The organism is Streptomyces sp. 840.1 (assembly GCF_003751445.1).
In the GTDB taxonomy this organism is placed as follows: Bacteria; Actinomycetota; Actinomycetes; order Streptomycetales; family Streptomycetaceae; genus Streptomyces.
Map to the genome: position 1 here is coordinate 698,074 of NZ_RJUU01000002.1, position 16,081 is coordinate 714,154.

The window sequence follows — 16,081 nt, forward strand, 5'->3', positions numbered from 1 at the left end:
GGTGCGCTAACTAACGACCGGCGGCGGTCGTCCCATCGGTACAGCGGTTGGCGCTGAGAACGATCATGGCCGGGACGTGAGAGTGCTGACGCGGTTCTCGTACTCGCGGCGGGCCTTGCGCTGAGCCGGGATCGCCGGCGTGCCCGGGCCACCGTCGAGCGGCTGGCAGCGGGCGAGGAGTCGGTGGCGGCCGAGGTCGACGAAGTGTTGTGGTGGCACCGGCGCATGGCCGAGTTGCGCACGGACTGCCGTCGGTGAATAGGTGACCGCTCGCAGGATTCGCAGGCGTTGGACACAGGGGTCGCCGCCGCCTCCGTTTCAGACGAGACACTTCAGGGTTGGACACACGTAGCGCTTGCATAACGTCCGGTGCGAAGAGCCATCCCCACACCTGCTTCACGGTGAGATCCTGCGGCGTCGCGCCGTCGTGCCACGGGTAGCGGCAGACGGGGCGGGCGGTCCGCAGGACGCCGAGGCGGTCCAGGACGGTCGGCGCGATCGGGAGACCGTTCGCCAGGAGTACGGTGCCGGCGGCGTTGATCCGGGCGCGCAGCGCGGACAGGGCGCGGCGGGCATCGGACGGCGCGAGCAGTTCGGGCAGCCGTGCGGGCTCGATGAACTCGACGCCGGTGATTTCGCTCGGGGGCAGACGGATCTCGGAGATCCGGGCGTCGTCCCAGGTGCCGCCGTCGAAGACGTGCAGGATCTCGCCGGGAAACCGCACAGCCGGGGCGGCGCCGGTGCTGTCGGCGCTGATCCAGTCGACGGCCAGGCCCTGATCGATGACAGCGGTGACACCGAGCTCCTCCATCAGCTCGCGGGCGGCACCGTGTGCGGGGGACTCGCCCGCGTCAACACCGCCTCCCGGCAGGAGACAGGTGGCGAGATAGTCCACGTGCTGCACCAGAACGTGTCCGAACGTGTTCGTGATCAGCACAGAGGTCCCGGCCCACAGGGCGGCAGAGGCACGCAGCGCCCCGTACTCCTCGTCGGTCATGGAGGAGCCGGGCAGATCGTCGGGGGTTGGCTGCTGCGCCATGACGGTCCGATCAGTAGTCGGTACAGGCGAACGAGCGGAAGAAGAGCAGCCGCGTCGAGACGATCCGAGGCGACGGCGCTCAGCCGATGGAGATCGTCGAGTACAAGTACAAGTACGAGCACAGGTACGGACGCGGTACGAGTTACGAGTACGGACGCGGTACGAGTACGGGGCACGGACCGGGTGGAGAGCGACCGGTGCCCTCTACTCCACAGTCCGCGCCAGGATGCCGAGCGTCGCGCGCAGTCCGGCCTCGGGGATGACCGGAAAGATACCCGCCTCCCGGTAGCGCTCGTCGATCTCGCTCCAGTCGTAGTACGACGTCACCAGCGTGCCGCCCGGGACGGGTTCCAGCTGGTAGCCGTAGATATGACGCATCGGAGGCTGCACCTGGCCGGAGATGGTCCACTCGATGAGGGCGTCCTGCTCGAACCGCGTGATGATCACGGTGACGTCGTACTTGCCGAGCGGGTAGTCGTTGAGCGACTCCCGGTCCATGTGCACGATGAACTCCTCGCCGGCCGCGCGCACGGGATCGCCCTCGGCGGACTGCAGCATCCCCGAACTGTCGATCGCGACGTGTCCCGAGGGGGCGCTCAGCACAGCGAAGATCTTGTCCGGGGCCGCGGCGATCCGACGCCGCACATCGAATCGGTCTGTCGTCATGCCGGTCAGCCTCGCACAGACCGCCCCCGCGCAAGCCGCCCCGCACTGGCCGGACAGCGGCCGACGGCGGCACGATGCTCAGCCGTTCCCCCAGCCCCAGGAGTCGAAGTAGGCGGTCGTGCCGGTCAGCCGGGCCGTCATCACCGCCTCCAGGCGGGCGTAGTCCTGCGAGGGCATGAGCGGTTCCCATTCCTTCAACGTGAGGACACGCAGCGCGTCGTGCTCGTCCGGGTCCAGGACGATGGACCGGATCTGCGCGTCGGAGAGCCGGCCGCCGTCGAAGACACACCCGGTCGTACTGAACGGCCAGCCGCCCCCGGGCGGTCCGAAGACCGAGGCGAGCAGTCGGGGCGGCCCTGCCACGTCGAGCCCGGTCTCCTCGCGGCATTCGCGCTGGGCCGTTTCCCACGGCCGCTCGCCGTGGTCCATCGTGCCGCCGGGAAACTGCCAGGGGTGCGCCTGGGAGTAGGTGGCCCGCAACTGCACCGGACGGTTGTCCCGGTCGGTGAAGAAGATGAAGGCCGATCCGGTCGACTTGGGTACGGACGACGCGTACTCCTCCGGCGGCAGCAGTACGCGGGCGGTGCGCGGCTCAGCGATCCGGCCGGCTGCCTGCCCGGCCATCGCGCGGACCCGGACTTCCGGCCCGCCCGACTGGAGCGGGATGGCGCGGGCGGTCGGGACCGGGTCGCTGCGATCGGCGTCCGGGGCGTACGGGATCAGGTCGTCCGGGTCCTGGAAGTGCAGGGCCAGGTGCCGGCCGCTGCGGTATGCGTCGAGCCCGGCCCGGCAGTAGGCGACCATGGGCGAGACCAGGTGCTCCAGCCGGAACCAGGCCATGCCGTCGCACACCGCAGGTTCCAGAATGCGGGGCGAGCCCTGCCAGTTGAGAACCTCGAAGAAGAACCCGACCCGGGCCGCGGTGCCGGCCGGAGCACGGTGGTGCACCGCGACCGCGAAGCTGACGTGGGCCGGGTCGATCAGCACCCCCGTCTCCTCGCGCGCTTCGCGGATCAGCGCTTCGCGGATGTCCTCGCCGTCCTCCGTATGCCCGGACGGAAGATGCCAGAGGCCCGCCGCGTAGACGTCTCCGGCGCGGCGCGACAGCAGGATCTCCGGTCCTGCGGGTGTTTCGCGGCGCAGGATCAGGTGGACGTCGACGGGCTGCTTGTAGCGCTGCTCGCGGGTCACGACACACCTCCCGGCCACCGGGCGAGCACGGCCGCGTTCACGTCGGCCGGATCGACGTGCGCCGGGGCCGGTACGACGGGGTCGGCGGCAATTCCGCCGGGAGGTGTGATCACTGTGTGTCTCCGTGGGAGGGGTGGCTCGTCCGGGAGCCGGGTCGGTTTGCGGCGGGGCTGACGGCTCGCTGCCCCACGGCCGGTCTCACGTCACGCGTGGGTTCCGTATGTGTCGTCGTTCGCCTCGGAGGTGACCTGGTAGGAGAGCAACTGCCTGAACAGGCCCTCCTGTGCGGCGAGATCCTTGTACGTGCCCTCCTGCACGACCCTGCCCCCGTCCAGGACCACGATGCGGTCGGCGACGGCCACGTTCGTGATCCGGTGGGTGACCAGCAACACCACGCGGTCCCGTGCCAGGTCCCGGAGCCGTTGGAAGATCCTGTACTCGGCGCGGGGGTCGAGGTTCGCGGTCGGCTCGTCCAGGACCAGGAGGCCTGCCTCGCGGAAGAATGCCCGCGCGAGGGCGATGCGCTGCCACTGGCCGCCGCTCAGCTCCTCGCCGTTCAGCCACTCACGGGCCAGGAGGGTGTCCAGGCCGGCGCCGAGCTGGTCGACGACCTCGTCCGCGTCAGCGGCCTCACAGGCCTCGTGGACCGCGGCGTCGCCCCGGGCGGTGGGCTGGCCCTGGGTCACGTTCTCGCGCACCGTCAGCGGCCAGTGGGCGTAGTCCTGTGGCACCAGGGCCACTTGCTGCCACAGTGCCTGCGGGTCGGCGTCGCCGGTGGGGACGCCGTCCCACAGCACCTGTCCGCCGGTGGGCAGGTAGAGACCGCTGACCAGCTTCGACAAGGTCGACTTCCCCGAGCCGTTGAAGCCCACCAGTGCGGTCACCTCGCCGCGGCGCAGGGTGAGCGAGACGCCGGACAGCGCGTCCTGGTCCTTTCCGGCGTAGCGGTGCGAGACCGACCTGATCTCGATCTCGTCCGGTGGCTCCGGCCGGTGCTCGCCGCGGCGCATGGCGTACCCGCCGGCCAGGTCGAGGAATCTGCTCCAGTCGTCCATGTACAGCCCCGTGCGCACCGCTCTGGCCCCGACGGCGACGAGCCCCCGTACCGACTGGCCCACCGTCTGCAGGGCGAAGACGGCCGTTCCGGCATGCCCGACGCTGATGCGGCCGGTGGCGAGCAGCCACACCACCGCCGCCCACACGACGGTCGAGCCGAGGCCGCCGCACAGTGCGCCGATCAGCGACATGCGGGCGCCCTTGTCGGCTGCGACGCGGTCCTCGTGGTTGATCCGGGCGACTGTCTGCCGGTAGCGGCCGGACAGGAAGCCGGCCATCGTGCCGGCCCGGATCTGGTCGGCGGCATCCCGGGTGAAGATGTGCCAGCGCAGTACCGAGAGCATGCGGTTGTCGCCGTTGCTGCGGAGGTTGGCCAGGTAGCGGACCCGGGCGGCGCTGACCTGAGCGAGGGCCTGCGGCAGGCTGGCCGCGACCAGGAGGGGGAGGAGCATCCAGTTCACCCCGGCGAGCACCGCGGCACCCGCGAGGAAGGACGCGGTCGAGGCGATCAGGTCCTGGCCCTCGTTGATCAGGTCGCCGGTGACCTGCGCCCCTCGGTCGGCGGCTTCCCGGTCGCGGTTGAAGTCGGGGTCGTCGTAGGCGGACAGCTCCACCGAGGCGCAGCCGGTGAGCAGCATCTGCTCGGCCTCGCGCGACATCAGTGGGCTCAGCCGGGAGGAGAGCCAGCTGACGGTGATCCCCAGCAGGGCCCGTACCCCGGACGCGGTCGCCAGCAGGGCCACGGACGGCCAGGCCTGAAGAAGCCGGTGGTAGACGTCACCGCCGGTCAGCAGGGCCGTGAGGGTGCCGCTGATCGCGATCAGGCCCAGGGCCTGCATCACGCCCGCCACCGACTGGCACAGCAGCAGGCCGAGAGTGGCCCGCCGGTCGACGCGCCAGGCGAGGGCGAGGGAGCGCCGGACCAGCTGGGGCAGGCGGCGGGCCATGTCACGCATCCGGATGGACCGTCCGGCTGCTTCACGGCTGCCGGTCAGGTCCACGTACCGCATCTCCGGCGCGGGGGAGGCCTGCTCCGCAGCGGCGGCCGTCGCGTGCTCCGCCGACCCGGGCGGCGGGGCGGGCGGAAGAGGAGCGGGCGGAAGGGGGGCGGGGCGCGGTCCGGGGACGTTCCCGGTCGTTTCATCGGTCGGCTCGCTCATGCCACCCACCCCGTATCCGGACAGGTTGAGCGGCGGGTGCGGTCGGTGCGGCCCACCGGCACGGCGGCAGGTCGCTGTTCGATTCCAGAGGGCTGATGCACGGGAGTGGGGGCGGGGATCACGGCGTTGCTCCATCCGAGCGGCGAAGTGGCACTAGTGCTCTAAAAACGCGTCGGATCGGGCTCCGTCACGGCTCATTTTGTGAACGCATGTTCTGATCGGGCCGATTGGGCGGGCAGGGCGCGGCGGCGGGCGCTGAAATCAGTTCGACGCGGCCGCTCACTCCTCCGGGGGATTGCCGTGCCGGCCCCGGACTCGGTGCGGCGGTGTGCGACGGCATGGCTGAGCGCGCCGTGGCGGGGAGAGAGGCGCGGCCCTGTAGTGATCTTCGTCCGGCAGTGCTGCGGCAGCGCTGCGTTGGTGCTCGCTATGGCGGCGCGGGCCTTCGTCGGCCGGCGGCATCCCGGTACCGGTACGGGCGACGGTCTGCCGCCGCGCCGAGTCGCCGGACGGCTATTCGCCCGCGTCCACCCGGCGCCACGTGGCGACCGGCCCAGGGGCCGCGGCGTCGTCAGGGGTGACCCAGAAGGCCCGTCCCAGCTCGGCGCTGAACTGGGCTCCCGAGCGCCCGTCCCCCGAGGAGCGGCCGGTCAGGCGCCGTCCTATCCAGGGGAACAGGTGCTCGCGCGCGAAGCGGGCGTCGTCGACGCGCCGGGTGGCCCACCGCGGCGGGACGGCGGCGGGCAGCACTGTCTGCCAGTCGTTCTCGGCGGGCAGGCCCAGCGTCTGCCACACCGCCTCGGCCACCCTGCGATGGCCCTCGGCGGTCAGGTGCAGCCGGTCGACGTCCCACATCCGGGGGTCGCCCAGGACCTGTGACCCGTACAGATCGACGACCTCCGCGCCATGCCGGGCGGCCAGATCGTCGACCAGGGCGAACAGCTCCTCCATCCGGGGGCGGAACCGTTCCATCACGGGTCCGTTGCGCCCCGGGCTGCGCATCAGCACCAGCTTCTTGCACGACGGCGCGAGGCGTTCGACGGCCTCTTCCAGCCGCCCCCGGACCATGCCCATGTCGCACTTGGGGCGAAGGGTGTCGTTGAGCCCGCCCACCAGCGTCACCACGTCCGGTCGCAGCGCTGCGGCGACGTCCACCTGCTCGTCGACGATCTGGCCGATGAGCTTGCCGCGTACGGCGAGGTTGGCGTACCGGAATCCGGGAGTCCGGGCTGCGAGCCGGGTAGCGAGGACGTCCGCCCAGCCCCGGTACGAACCGTCCGGCAGCCGGTCCGACATGCCCTCGGTGAACGAGTCGCCGATCGCGACGAGACTGGTGTAGGTGGCATTCAATTCCATGGCGATGTGATGATATCGCGCAGCCGGCCCGCCCTGCCCGAATGCCGGGCGGGGCAGGCCCGACCCGGGCCTGCCGGGGCCGGTCCCGGCTCGGGGGTCCGAGCCGGGACCGGGGCGGGGCTGGTCAGCGGGGCTGGTCAGCGGGCCTGCGGCCGTCCCACGAGCTCCCGGAGCACATCCTCCATCGTCACCATCCCGGCCAGCCGGTCGTCCTCGTCGACGACCGCCGCGAGGTGCGTACGGCTGCGCCGCAGCGCGGTCAGCACGTCGTCGAGGGGCGTGGAGGCCCGTACCCGGGCGATCGGCCGCATCGCCGTCACCGGGAAGGGCTCGTCGCGCGGCGTGACATCGAGGGCGTCCTTCACGTGGAGGTAGCCCAGGATCCGCTGCTCGCTGTCCATCACCGGGAAACGTGAGAACCCGGTCTCGGACGAGAGCCGCTCCAGCTCCTCCGGGCTCGTACCGACCCTCGTGTACATCACCCGGTCCACAGGCAGCACCACGTCGCGCACGGGCCTGCGGCCCAGCTCCAGCGCGTGGTGCAGCCGCTCCGCCGCCCGGTCGTCGACCAGGCCCGCATCCCCGGCGTCCTTCACCAGACGGGCCAGCTCGTCGTCCGAGAAGGTGGCGGACACCTCGTCCTTGGTCTCCACCCGCAACAGCTTCAGCAGGGCGTTGGCGAAGGCGTTGATCGCGAAGATCACCGGGCGCAGTGCCCGTGCCAGCGCCACCAGCGGCGGACCCAGTACCAGCGCGGTCCGCACGGGCTCGGCGAGCGCGATGTTCTTCGGCACCATCTCGCCCAGCAGCATGTGCAGGTACGTCGCCACGGACAGCGCGATCACGAACGAGATCGGGTGGACCAGTCCGTGCGGCATGCCCACGGCGTTGAAGACCGGCTCCAGCAGATGCGCGATGGCCGGTTCGGCGACGATACCGAGGACCAGGGTGCAGAGCGTGATGCCCAGCTGGGCCGCGGCGAGCAGCGCGGAGACGTGTTCGAGCCCCCAGATGACGCTGCGCGCACGCCGGTTCCCGTCCTCCGCCTGCGGCTCGATCTGACTGCGCCGTACGGAGATGAGGGCGAACTCCGCACCGACGAAGAAGGCGTTCACGACCAGGGTCATCAGGCCGATGAAAAGCTGTACGGCGGTCATCGGTCGTCCTCCGACGGCTCGTCGGAGCCGGGCAGCGGCGCGTGCAGCAGCGCCCTCGCGGCGCGGCGCCCCGAGGCGTCCACCACATCGAGCCGCCAGCCGGCGAACTCGACCGAGTCACCGACGGCGGGGATCCGGCCCACCTCCGAGGCGATCAGCCCGGCGAGGGTCTCGTACGGTCCGTCCGGCACGCGCAGTCCGATCCTCTCCAGCTGGTCGGTCCTGGCCGCGCCGTCGGCCGACCACAGGGTGCGGCCGTCTGCGTCCTCACCGGCGGGCGCGAGGTCCGGCGTCTCGTGCGGGTCGTGTTCGTCCCGCACCTCGCCGACGACCTCCTCGACGATGTCCTCCAGCGTCACCACACCGGCGGTGCCGCCGTACTCGTCGATGACGACCGCCATCGCGAGCTTGCCGGAGAGGCGGTCGAGCAACCGGTCCACGGTGAGCGTCTCCGGCACGAGCAGCGGCTCGCGCAGCATGTCGCCGATCCGCTTACGGGGCCGCTGCTCGGCGGGGATCGCCAGCACGTCCTTGATGTGGGCGACTCCGACGACGGTGTCGAGGCTGCCCCGGTACACGGGGAACCGGGACAGGCCGGTCGCCCGGGTGGCGTTCGCGACGTCCTCGGCCGTGGCCCGCACCTCCAGGGCGGTGACCTGGACCCGCGGGGTCATCACGTTCTCCGCGGTGAGCTCCGCGAGGTTGAGGGTGCGGACGAAGAGTTCGGCGGTGTCCGCCTCCAGGGCGCCGGCCTTGGCGGAGTGCCGGGCCAGGGCCACCAGCTCCTGGGGGCTGCGGGCCGTCGCCAGTTCCTCGGCGGGTTCGAGCCCGACCCGGCGCACGATCCGGTTGGCGGTGTTGTTGAGGTGGCTGATGAAGGGCCGGAAGAGGGCGGTGAAGACCCGCTGCGGGGTGGCCACGGCCTTCGCGACCGCCAGCGGCGAGGAGATCGCCCAGTTCTTCGGGACGAGCTCGCCGACGACCATCAGGAACACGGTGGACAGGGCCGTACCGATGACGAGCGCCACGGACGACGACACGCCGGGGGACAGCCCGACGGCCTCGATGGGCCCCCGGATGAGTTTCGCGATCGAGGGTTCGGAGAGCATGCCGACCACCAGGTTGGTGACGGTGATGCCCAGCTGGGCCCCGGAGAGCTGGAAGGTGAGGCTGCGTACGGCCTTCATGGCGCTCGACGCGCCACGTTCACCCTGCTCGACGGCCCGTTCGAGCTGGCCGCGTTCGACTGTGGTCAGGGAGAACTCCGCCGCGACGAAGGCGCCGCAGGCAAGGGAGAGCAGTACCGCCACGAGCAGCAGAAGCACTTCGGTCATCGGTTCACCTCCGTCCCATGATCGGGCAGGGACGGGGGGATCGCTCGGTATCGGCGATGTCGGCTACTGGGAGGCTCGCCCATGGACGGACGCTCACACCTTTCGTATGGATCGGCAGGGGAACACCCATGGTAAAGGATCAGCAAAGTCGCTCGTGAGTGCGTGGCCGTTTACCGTCCGAAGCTCCCGAAGCGGCCTCATTCCCCCAGCGGCTTCACCCAGCGCCGCCAGTGGTCCTCGCGCTGATAGCCGGCCGCGTCCCAGGTGTGGTGCGCGCGCTCGTTGGCCTCCAGCACCATGGCGTCGACGCGCCGCCCGCCGAGGCCGGCGAACCGCTGCTCGGCCGAGGCCATCAGGGCGGTGGCTATGCCTTGCCTGCGGCAGTCCGGGGCGACGGCCAGCCGGTAGGCGGAGCACCGCCACCCGTCGAAACCGGCGATGACGGTCCCCACCAGAACCCCGTCACGCTCCGCGAGGAGCAGGGCCTCGGGGTCGCGTGCGACGAGCCGCGCCACCCCGTCGTGGTCGTCGCTGATGCTCGTACCTTCTGCCGCCGTACGCCAGAACCTCAGCACGGCGTCGATGTCCGAGGGGGTGGCACACCGGATGTGGAGATCACTCATCCGGTGAGCCAAGCAGAGTGCCGTGCCGTGCCGCCAGCGAATACCCGCCCCTGCCGCGCGGTGCGGGCGGGTTTCCGTACCGGTCTCAGCGCAGGTGCACCGGCAGGGACTCGATGCCGTAGACGATCGACAGCTTGCGGAAGGCGAGGTCCTGCGGCGGCACGGCGAGCCGCATACCGGGAAACCGCCGGGCCAGCGCCGGGTAGGCCGACCGCAGCTCCATCCGGGCCAGTTCGGCGCCTATGCACCGGTGGATGCCGTGGCCGAAGGCGAGGTGCCCTGAGGGGGTGGCGCGGTCCAGGTCGAAGCGGCCGTCGTCCATCACGTACGACGCGTCCCGGTTGGCGCCGCTCAGCGAACAGAGGACCATGTCCCCGCGCGGAATGACGACCCCGGCTATCTCGATGTCCCGGCGGGCGAACCGGGGGAAGGCCATCTGTACGGCGGAGAGGTAGCGCAGCACCTCTTCGACGAACGGCGCGGTCGTCGTGTCGTCCTCGCGCAGCCGGGTGAGCACGTCCTCGTTCCGCAGCAGGACGAGCGAGCCGAGCGCGATCGTGCTGGCTGTCGTCTCGAACCCGCCGGTGAGCACGCCGTCGGCGAGGCCCGCGAGTTCCTCGTCGTCGACGCTGTCGCCGTGCTCGCGCACGATCATGCCGAGCAGGCCGTCGCCCGGCTTGGCGCGCTGCGCCCTGACGACCTCCCTGAAGTAGTCCAGGGACGCGGACATGGCGCCGAAGGGCGCTGTCGTCCCCCCGAAGAGGTCGAAGCGGTCCATCGCCAGCTGCTGGAAGTCGTTGCGGTCCTCGTAGGGCACGCCGAGCAGTTCGCAGATCGTGAGGGAGGGGATGGGCAGCGCGAACTCGTGCACCAGATCGACCGGGCCCCGCACGGACTCCATCGCGGCCAGCCGTTCCCCGACGATGGCGTCGATCCGCGGGGCCAGCCGGCGCAGCCGGCGCATGGTGAACTCGGGTGTGAGGATGCGGCGCAGCCGGGTGTGCACGGGCGGATCGCTGAACCCCAGTCCGCCGGGACTCTGCTCGGCGGCTATCCCGGCGTTCGTGGCGAGGTGGGCGAAGTCCGTGCTGAACCCCTCGGCGGAGCCGAGCACGGCCTTCGACTCCTCGTATCCGGTGACCACCCAGGCGTCCATGCCGAACGGCAGCGAGACCCTGGACACCGGCGCGGTGGCCCGCGCCCCGGCCAGTTCCCGGACCGGATCCAGGCCGTCCCTGCGCAGCAGCATCAGGAGATCCTCGGGCAGCAGCCTGATCGTGGAGGACCCGATTCCGTGCTTCTGAATCCTGGCCAGGTAGCTGCGGCCGAACCTGGCGGTGATACGAGAACGGAACGTCGTACTCAATGTGCACTCCATGAGTAGTCGCGGGATCTGGACGGCCGGGCACATGATTCGACGCCGGGATGTGGTCGAGCGAATCGGCATCGCCTGCCTGACCTGGAATTATGACTACTTGTTCGAGCGATCGGGCGATCGGGTGGGGTTTCCGTCGGTTATCTACCGACGGTAGGTGCGCCGGGGCGCCGACGCCTGTGCCCGGCCCGGCCGCCGGGACGGGCCCGACGGCCTGCGCGGATGCGCCGGGGCGGCCGGTGCGCGGGCCTGCCGCCCGAGCCCCGCCCACCGTCGGACGGTCCCGGCGGCGCGGTCCGGACAGAGCGCGGCCCGTAACCGTACGCGCCGGTTCCTCTTGCCGACGCTAGCGATCCCGCGCTAGCGTGATGGGGTGCCCAAGACTCAGCTGAACGTACGAGTGGACGAGGCCACCGCCGAGGCCGCGCGGCAGCGCGCGCTCCAGAGGGGGATGAGCGTGAACCGCTACATAGAGGAGCTCGTCAAACAGGATGCCGGCGAGGTGGGACACACCTTCGTCGAAGCAGCCGCCGACTTCATGAAGCAGTACGAATCGGTGTTCGCCGAGGAGTTCGGCCCGGAGCGCAAAGGCACCCGTTGAATCTCCGGATCCATCTTTCCTGGCTGCTCATGGTCGCGGAGCACAAGACGCCCGGCGACCCGCAGGTCACCGACTGGGGCGCACTCGTCGCCGCTGTCGCCCGGCACGAGGCGGAGATCTTCGGCAGCCCCGTCTACAGCGACCCGCACTCGAGAGCCGCATCACTGCTGCAGTTGCTGTTGCACGTGCCCGCGCTGGAACGGTCCAACGCGATGTTCGCCTCCGCCGTGGCCTACGGCTATCTCGTCGCATCGGGGCTGAAGGTCATCACCTCGCCCGAGCAGGTGCGCGATCTGGCGCTACTGGTCAAGGAGGGCAAGTCGGACGTACGGGCGATCGCCGACGAGCTGCGCCAGTGGAGCCTGTGATCGGCTGACCGCCCCGCCGACGACACGGCGCCGGTTCGCGCAGCCACGGGCCCGCGATCCGGAACGGACGACCCGCGCGGTCAGTGGTCCGCTGACCGCACCGGTTCCTCTTCCTCCGCTTCCGCCGCCCAGGGCCGTCGCGCCACCCCGGCCACGCAGGCCGAGGTGGGCAGCCGGACACCGGTCTCGGGAATGCGGATGTCCCGGTGCGACTCCACCACGAACCCGGCCGCCTCGATCGCTGCCAGCGCGTCACGCGACGTGTGACAGCCACCGGCGAGCAGCGGCCACACGGTCCGGTCCAGCACCCGCTGCGCGGCGGCCATGCCCCTGGTCCCGGCCCGCACGTGTTCGAAGAAGCGCAGCTCGCCGCCGGGCCGCAGGACCCGCCGGATCTCCGCGAGCGACCCCCGCACGTCCCGCACGGTGCACAGCACCAACGAGAGGACGGCGGCGTCGAACTGCCCGTCGCCCACCGGCAGCGCCTCCGCCGTGCCCGGCATGACATCGACCGGGACACCGGCCCCGAGCGCGGACCGCACCGCCAGCTGCCGCAGCGTGCGCTCCGGTTCGACCGCCACCACCTCGCGGACCGTGGACGGGTAGTGGGCGAAGTTGAGACCGTTGCCCGCCCCGACCTCGATGACCCGGCCCGAGAGACCGGACAGCAGCTCCGCCCGGACCGGCGCGATGCCCGCGGTGGTCTCCGCGGCCACGCTCATCCGGGCGTAGTAGCGGGCGAAGACGGGATGGTGCACCGCGTCCTGGGGGCCCTGGGGCGTCTTCGTACTCCGCAACCGCATGACGTACCTCCTCGGCGTGCCGGTCGTCCCCCGCTACCCCGATTCTGCCCCGGATGCCGGTGGTTCGTCCCGCTCCGCCCGGCCGCTCAGCCCGGCGGACGGACCCCGCCCAGCTCGGCGGCCAGCCAGCCACCGGCCCGCGCACGGAACTCCGCAGGCCGCAGCGCGCCCGCACCCGCCGGGATCACGCCCAGCAGCGGTGCACCCGCGGCCACCGGGAGATCCGTCAGGTTGCAGCGCTCCGCCAGATCCGGCTCGGCGGGCATGCTGCCGACCACCACCCCGAGGCAGTCGAGACCACGGGCACGCAGCGCCTCCGAGGTCAGCGCCGTGGAGTTGAGGGTGCCGAGTCCGGCGGGTGTCACCACCAGGACCGGCGCGGAAAGCAGCCGTGCCGCGTCCGCCAGGGTGGCCCCCTCGTCGTCGAACCGTACGAGCAGCCCGCCCGCGCCCTCGACCAGGACGAGATCGTGCTCGGCCGCCAGCTTCTCGGCCGCCTCCGCCACCTCGTAGGGGCGCACAGGCGGGAGGCCGGCCCGTCTGGCTGCCGTGGCGGGCGCCAACGGCTCGGGGAAACGGGCCAGTTCCACGGCGGTCACATGGCCGCCCGCCAGTCGTACGACCTCGGCGGCATCGCCCGGCTCACCGGGAGCCAGGCCTGTCTGGGCCGGTTTGAGCACGGCCACCCGGCGCCCGGCCGAGGCCGCCGCCACGGCTGCGGTCACGATCGTCTTGCCGATCTCCGTGCCCGTGCCCGTCACTACCAGGACGCTCATCTCAACCCTCCCGCGCAGCCGCGCACACCGCGCGGCAGATCCGTGCCACATCGTCGTCGCCGGTCACGTACGGCGGCATGGTGTAGACGAGATCGCGGAACGGCCGCAGCCACACGCCCTCGCGCACCGCCGCCCGCGTCGCCGCCGCCATGTCCACCTCGTGGTCGAGCTGGACGACGCCGATGGCACCGAGCACCCGCACGTCGCGGACTCCGGGCAGTTCTGCGGCGGCGGCCAGGCCGTCGCGCAGCCCCGCCTCGATCCGCTTGACCTCCTGCTCCCAGTCCTGGCCGAGCAGCAGCTCGATGGAGGCACAGGCGACCGCCGAGGCGAGCGGGTTGCCCATGAACGTGGGGCCGTGGGCGAGCACCGGCACCTCGCCGCGCGAGATGCCCTCGGCCACCTCGCTCGTGCAGAGCGTCGCGGCCATCGTCAGATAACCGCCGGTCAGGGCCTTGCCCACGCACATCACATCGGGCGAGACCCCGGCGTGTCCAGCGGCGAAGAGCTTGCCCGTGCGGCCGAATCCGGTGGCGATCTCGTCGAACACCAGGAGTACACCGTTGGCGTCGCACGCCTCACGCAGCACGCGCAGATAGCCCGGCGAGTGGAACCGCATCCCGCCGGCCCCCTGAACCACCGGTTCCACGATCACCGCGGCCAGCTCATCGGCGTGGTGCGCGATCAGTTCGCGCAGATGCGTCACGTACGCGGCGTCCGGTTCCGCGTCGAAGCCGGCCGGGGGTTCGTCCGCGAAGACCTGTCGCGGCAGCGCCCCCGACCACAGTTCGTGCATGCCGCCCTCGGGGTCGCACACCGACATGGGCTGCCAGGTGTCACCGTGGTACCCCCCGCGCCAGGTCAGCAGCCGCTGCTTCGCGGGCCGGCCGGCCGAACGCCAGTACTGGAGGCACATCTTCACGGCGACCTCGACCGAGACCGAGCCGGAGTCGGCGAGGAACACGTGCCGCAGCGGCTCAGGGGTGATCTCGACCAGCCGGGCCGCCAGCCGCACGGCGGGCTCATGGGTGAGCCCGCCGAACATCACATGGCTCATCCGGTCCAGCTGGCCCCGGGCCGCCTCGTTGAGCACCGGATGGTTGTAGCCGTGCACCGCCGACCACCAGGACGACATGCCGTCGACCAGCTCGCGCTGTCCGTGGGCCGGTTCGGCGAGCCGGAGCCGTACCCCGGACGCGGACTCCACGACCAGCGGCTCCTGGCGGCCCGGCATCGGGCCGTAGGGGTGCCAGACGTGGGCCCGGTCCAGGTCGCGCAGAGCGGCGGGGGAGAGCGGCTCAGGCATTGGGTGCGAGATCCGTTCCCGCGCCGCGACGGCGGACCGACACCAGATCCGTCCGTGCCGCCGGGACCTCGGCGGGCGCGGCGGCATCGGCGGCATCCGCCTCCGCCCCGGACGCTTCGCCGCAGGGCGCACACCCGCCGGAGTGCGAACCGCACGCGTCCGACTGCGAACCGCACCCGTCGGAGTGCGAACCACAGCCGCCTCCCGCGTCTGCCCGGTGCCGGGGGAGCGTGGTCGTGCCCGCCCCCTCGACCTCGAAACCGGCGTCCGCGATCATGTCGAGGTCGGTCTGTCCGGCCTGGCCCTCGCTCGTCAGATAGTCGCCCAGGAAGATCGAGTTGACGAGGTGCAGGGCGAGCGGCTGCATCGAACGCAGATGCACCTCGCGGCCGCCCGCGAGCCGTACCTCGACATCCGGGCAGACGAACCGCACCATCGCCAGGATCCGCAGGCAGCGCTGCGGAGTCAGGTTCCACTCCTTGGCGAGCGGGGTCCCCTCGAACGGGATCAGGAAGTTGACCGGCACCGAGTCGGGGTCGAGGTCGCGCAGCGCGAAGACGACGTCCACGAGATCGGAGTCGCTCTCACCCATGCCGGCGATCAGCCCCGAACAGGCGGAGAGCCCGGCCGCCTGCGCCTGGTGCACCGTGTCCACCCGGTCCGCGTAGGTGTGGGTGGTCGTGATCTCCCCGTACGTCCCCTCGGACGTGTTCAGGTTGTGGTTGTACGCATCGGCCCCCGCCGATCGCAGCCGGCCGGCCTGACCCTCGGAGAGCAGGCCGAGACAGGCGCAGACCTCGACGCCCTCGTGTCGCTCCTTGATCGCCTCGATGGTCTGCGAGACCCGGTCGACGTCCCGGTCGGTCGGACCACGGCCACTGGCCACCAGACAGACGCGCTTGGCGCCGCCCGCCACGCCCGCGGCGGCCGCCTTCGAGGCCTCGTCGGGCTTCAGCCAGGTGTACTTGAGGATCTCGGCCTTGGAGCCCAGCCGCTGCGAACAGTACGAGCAGTCCTCCGGGCAGAGCCCCGACTTCAGATTGACCAGATAGTTGAGCTTCACGCGCCGCCCGAACCACTGGCGGCGCACCTTTCCGGCCGCGGCCACCACGTCGAGCAGATCGTCGTCCGGCGTGGCCAGTACGGCGAGCGCTTCTTCACGGGTCGGCAGCTCGCGCCGCAGCCCCTTCTCCGCCAGCGTGTTCAGGAGGTCCATGGCGATGATCCTGACGCACGGCACGCCTCCGAGCCAAGGAAGAACCGGACAACA

Annotated in this window: 15 protein-coding genes; 2 read left to right on the forward strand and 13 right to left on the reverse strand. The window is 71.3% G+C overall.

The window, feature by feature from the left end; translation table 11 throughout:
* Window positions 1-10 precede the first annotated feature (10 nt).
* The 9 genes from EDD93_RS40430 to EDD93_RS29525 all read right to left on the reverse strand — a co-directional run bounded on the left by EDD93_RS40430 (window position 11) and on the right by EDD93_RS29525 (window position 10,948).
* Window positions 11-1,039 (reverse strand): NUDIX hydrolase, encoded by a 1,029-nt coding sequence (locus EDD93_RS40430; protein WP_260255984.1) that lies wholly within the window; start codon window positions 1,037-1,039, stop codon window positions 11-13.
* Between the two features lie 204 nt (window positions 1,040-1,243).
* The gene (locus EDD93_RS29490; protein WP_123528529.1) at window positions 1,244-1,705 is read right to left on the reverse strand and encodes an SRPBCC family protein; all 462 of its coding nucleotides are present in this window, start codon (window positions 1,703-1,705) and stop codon (window positions 1,244-1,246) included.
* 78 nt (window positions 1,706-1,783) lie between these two features.
* Entirely contained in the window at window positions 1,784-2,896 is a 1,113-nt protein-coding gene (locus tag EDD93_RS40435; RefSeq protein WP_260255985.1) for an NUDIX hydrolase, read from the reverse strand.
* A 203-nt stretch (window positions 2,897-3,099) separates the two neighbouring features.
* Complete coding sequence (locus EDD93_RS29500; RefSeq protein WP_123528530.1) at window positions 3,100-4,962, reverse strand: ABC transporter ATP-binding protein; 1,863 nt, start codon at window positions 4,960-4,962, stop codon at window positions 3,100-3,102.
* Window positions 4,963-5,625: 663 nt separating this feature from the next.
* Window positions 5,626-6,468 carry an SGNH/GDSL hydrolase family protein gene (locus tag EDD93_RS29505; protein WP_123528531.1) on the reverse strand — a complete coding sequence of 281 codons (843 nt, stop codon included), beginning with the start codon at window positions 6,466-6,468 and terminating at the stop codon, window positions 5,626-5,628.
* Between the two features lie 137 nt (window positions 6,469-6,605).
* Window positions 6,606-7,625: a hemolysin family protein gene (locus tag EDD93_RS29510; protein ID WP_123528532.1), complete on the reverse strand. Its 1,020-nt coding sequence runs from the start codon at window positions 7,623-7,625 to the stop codon at window positions 6,606-6,608.
* Window positions 7,622-8,959: a hemolysin family protein gene (locus tag EDD93_RS29515; protein ID WP_123528533.1), complete on the reverse strand. Its 1,338-nt coding sequence runs from the start codon at window positions 8,957-8,959 to the stop codon at window positions 7,622-7,624. Before EDD93_RS29515 ends, EDD93_RS29510 begins: the two co-directional genes overlap by 4 nt.
* 197 nt (window positions 8,960-9,156) lie before the next feature.
* Window positions 9,157-9,582, reverse strand: a complete 426-nt coding sequence (locus tag EDD93_RS29520; protein WP_123528534.1) for a GNAT family N-acetyltransferase — start codon at window positions 9,580-9,582, stop codon at window positions 9,157-9,159.
* A gap of 85 nt (window positions 9,583-9,667) precedes the next feature.
* Entirely contained in the window at window positions 9,668-10,948 is a 1,281-nt protein-coding gene (locus EDD93_RS29525; RefSeq protein WP_260255986.1) for a cytochrome P450, read from the reverse strand.
* Window positions 10,949-11,330: 382 nt separating this feature from the next.
* Between EDD93_RS29525 and EDD93_RS29530 the strand changes: the two genes are divergently transcribed.
* Both EDD93_RS29530 and EDD93_RS29535 read left to right on the forward strand, forming a co-directional pair.
* A complete protein-coding gene (locus EDD93_RS29530; RefSeq protein WP_030921856.1) occupies window positions 11,331-11,558 on the forward strand; it encodes a hypothetical protein in 228 nt (75 codons plus the stop codon).
* The gene (locus EDD93_RS29535) at window positions 11,555-11,926 is read left to right on the forward strand and encodes a fic family toxin-antitoxin system, toxin component (RefSeq protein ID WP_123528536.1); all 372 of its coding nucleotides are present in this window, start codon (window positions 11,555-11,557) and stop codon (window positions 11,924-11,926) included. Before EDD93_RS29530 ends, EDD93_RS29535 begins: the two co-directional genes overlap by 4 nt.
* An 80-nt stretch (window positions 11,927-12,006) precedes the next feature.
* On the opposite strand, the gene EDD93_RS29540 is transcribed toward EDD93_RS29535, so the two are convergent.
* The 4 genes from EDD93_RS29540 to bioB all read right to left on the reverse strand — a co-directional run bounded on the left by EDD93_RS29540 (window position 12,007) and on the right by bioB (window position 16,027).
* Complete coding sequence (locus EDD93_RS29540) at window positions 12,007-12,729, reverse strand: class I SAM-dependent methyltransferase (RefSeq protein ID WP_123528537.1); 723 nt, start codon at window positions 12,727-12,729, stop codon at window positions 12,007-12,009.
* A gap of 86 nt (window positions 12,730-12,815) precedes the next feature.
* Entirely contained in the window at window positions 12,816-13,505 is a 690-nt protein-coding gene (gene bioD, locus EDD93_RS29545; protein ID WP_123528538.1) for a dethiobiotin synthase, read from the reverse strand.
* A 1-nt stretch (window position 13,506) separates the two neighbouring features.
* Window positions 13,507-14,811 (reverse strand): adenosylmethionine--8-amino-7-oxononanoate transaminase, encoded by a 1,305-nt coding sequence (locus EDD93_RS29550; RefSeq protein ID WP_123528539.1) that lies wholly within the window; start codon window positions 14,809-14,811, stop codon window positions 13,507-13,509.
* Window positions 14,804-16,027 carry a biotin synthase BioB gene (bioB, locus tag EDD93_RS29555; protein ID WP_123528540.1) on the reverse strand — a complete coding sequence of 408 codons (1,224 nt, stop codon included), beginning with the start codon at window positions 16,025-16,027 and terminating at the stop codon, window positions 14,804-14,806. Before bioB ends, EDD93_RS29550 begins: the two co-directional genes overlap by 8 nt.
* Window positions 16,028-16,081: the final 54 nt, after the last annotated feature.

Excerpts from the sequence above, each read along its gene's own strand:
- EDD93_RS40430 (WP_260255984.1), bottom strand. The coding sequence starts at position 1,039 with ATGGCGCAGCAGCCAACCCCCGACGATCTGCCCGGCTCCTCCATGACC.
- bioB (WP_123528540.1), bottom strand. The coding sequence starts at position 16,027 with ATGGACCTCCTGAACACGCTGGCGGAGAAGGGGCTGCGGCGCGAGCTG.
- EDD93_RS29505 (WP_123528531.1), bottom strand. The coding sequence starts at position 6,468 with ATGGAATTGAATGCCACCTACACCAGTCTCGTCGCGATCGGCGACTCG.
- EDD93_RS29490 (WP_123528529.1), bottom strand. The coding sequence starts at position 1,705 with ATGACGACAGACCGATTCGATGTGCGGCGTCGGATCGCCGCGGCCCCG.
- EDD93_RS29520 (WP_123528534.1), bottom strand. The coding sequence starts at position 9,582 with ATGAGTGATCTCCACATCCGGTGTGCCACCCCCTCGGACATCGACGCC.
- bioD (WP_123528538.1), bottom strand. The coding sequence starts at position 13,505 with ATGAGCGTCCTGGTAGTGACGGGCACGGGCACGGAGATCGGCAAGACG.
- EDD93_RS29510 (WP_123528532.1), bottom strand. The coding sequence starts at position 7,625 with ATGACCGCCGTACAGCTTTTCATCGGCCTGATGACCCTGGTCGTGAAC.
- EDD93_RS29515 (WP_123528533.1), bottom strand. The coding sequence starts at position 8,959 with ATGACCGAAGTGCTTCTGCTGCTCGTGGCGGTACTGCTCTCCCTTGCC.
- EDD93_RS29550 (WP_123528539.1), bottom strand. The coding sequence starts at position 14,811 with ATGCCTGAGCCGCTCTCCCCCGCCGCTCTGCGCGACCTGGACCGGGCC.
- EDD93_RS29540 (WP_123528537.1), bottom strand. The coding sequence starts at position 12,729 with ATGCGGTTGCGGAGTACGAAGACGCCCCAGGGCCCCCAGGACGCGGTG.
- EDD93_RS29500 (WP_123528530.1), bottom strand. The coding sequence starts at position 4,962 with ATGCGGTACGTGGACCTGACCGGCAGCCGTGAAGCAGCCGGACGGTCC.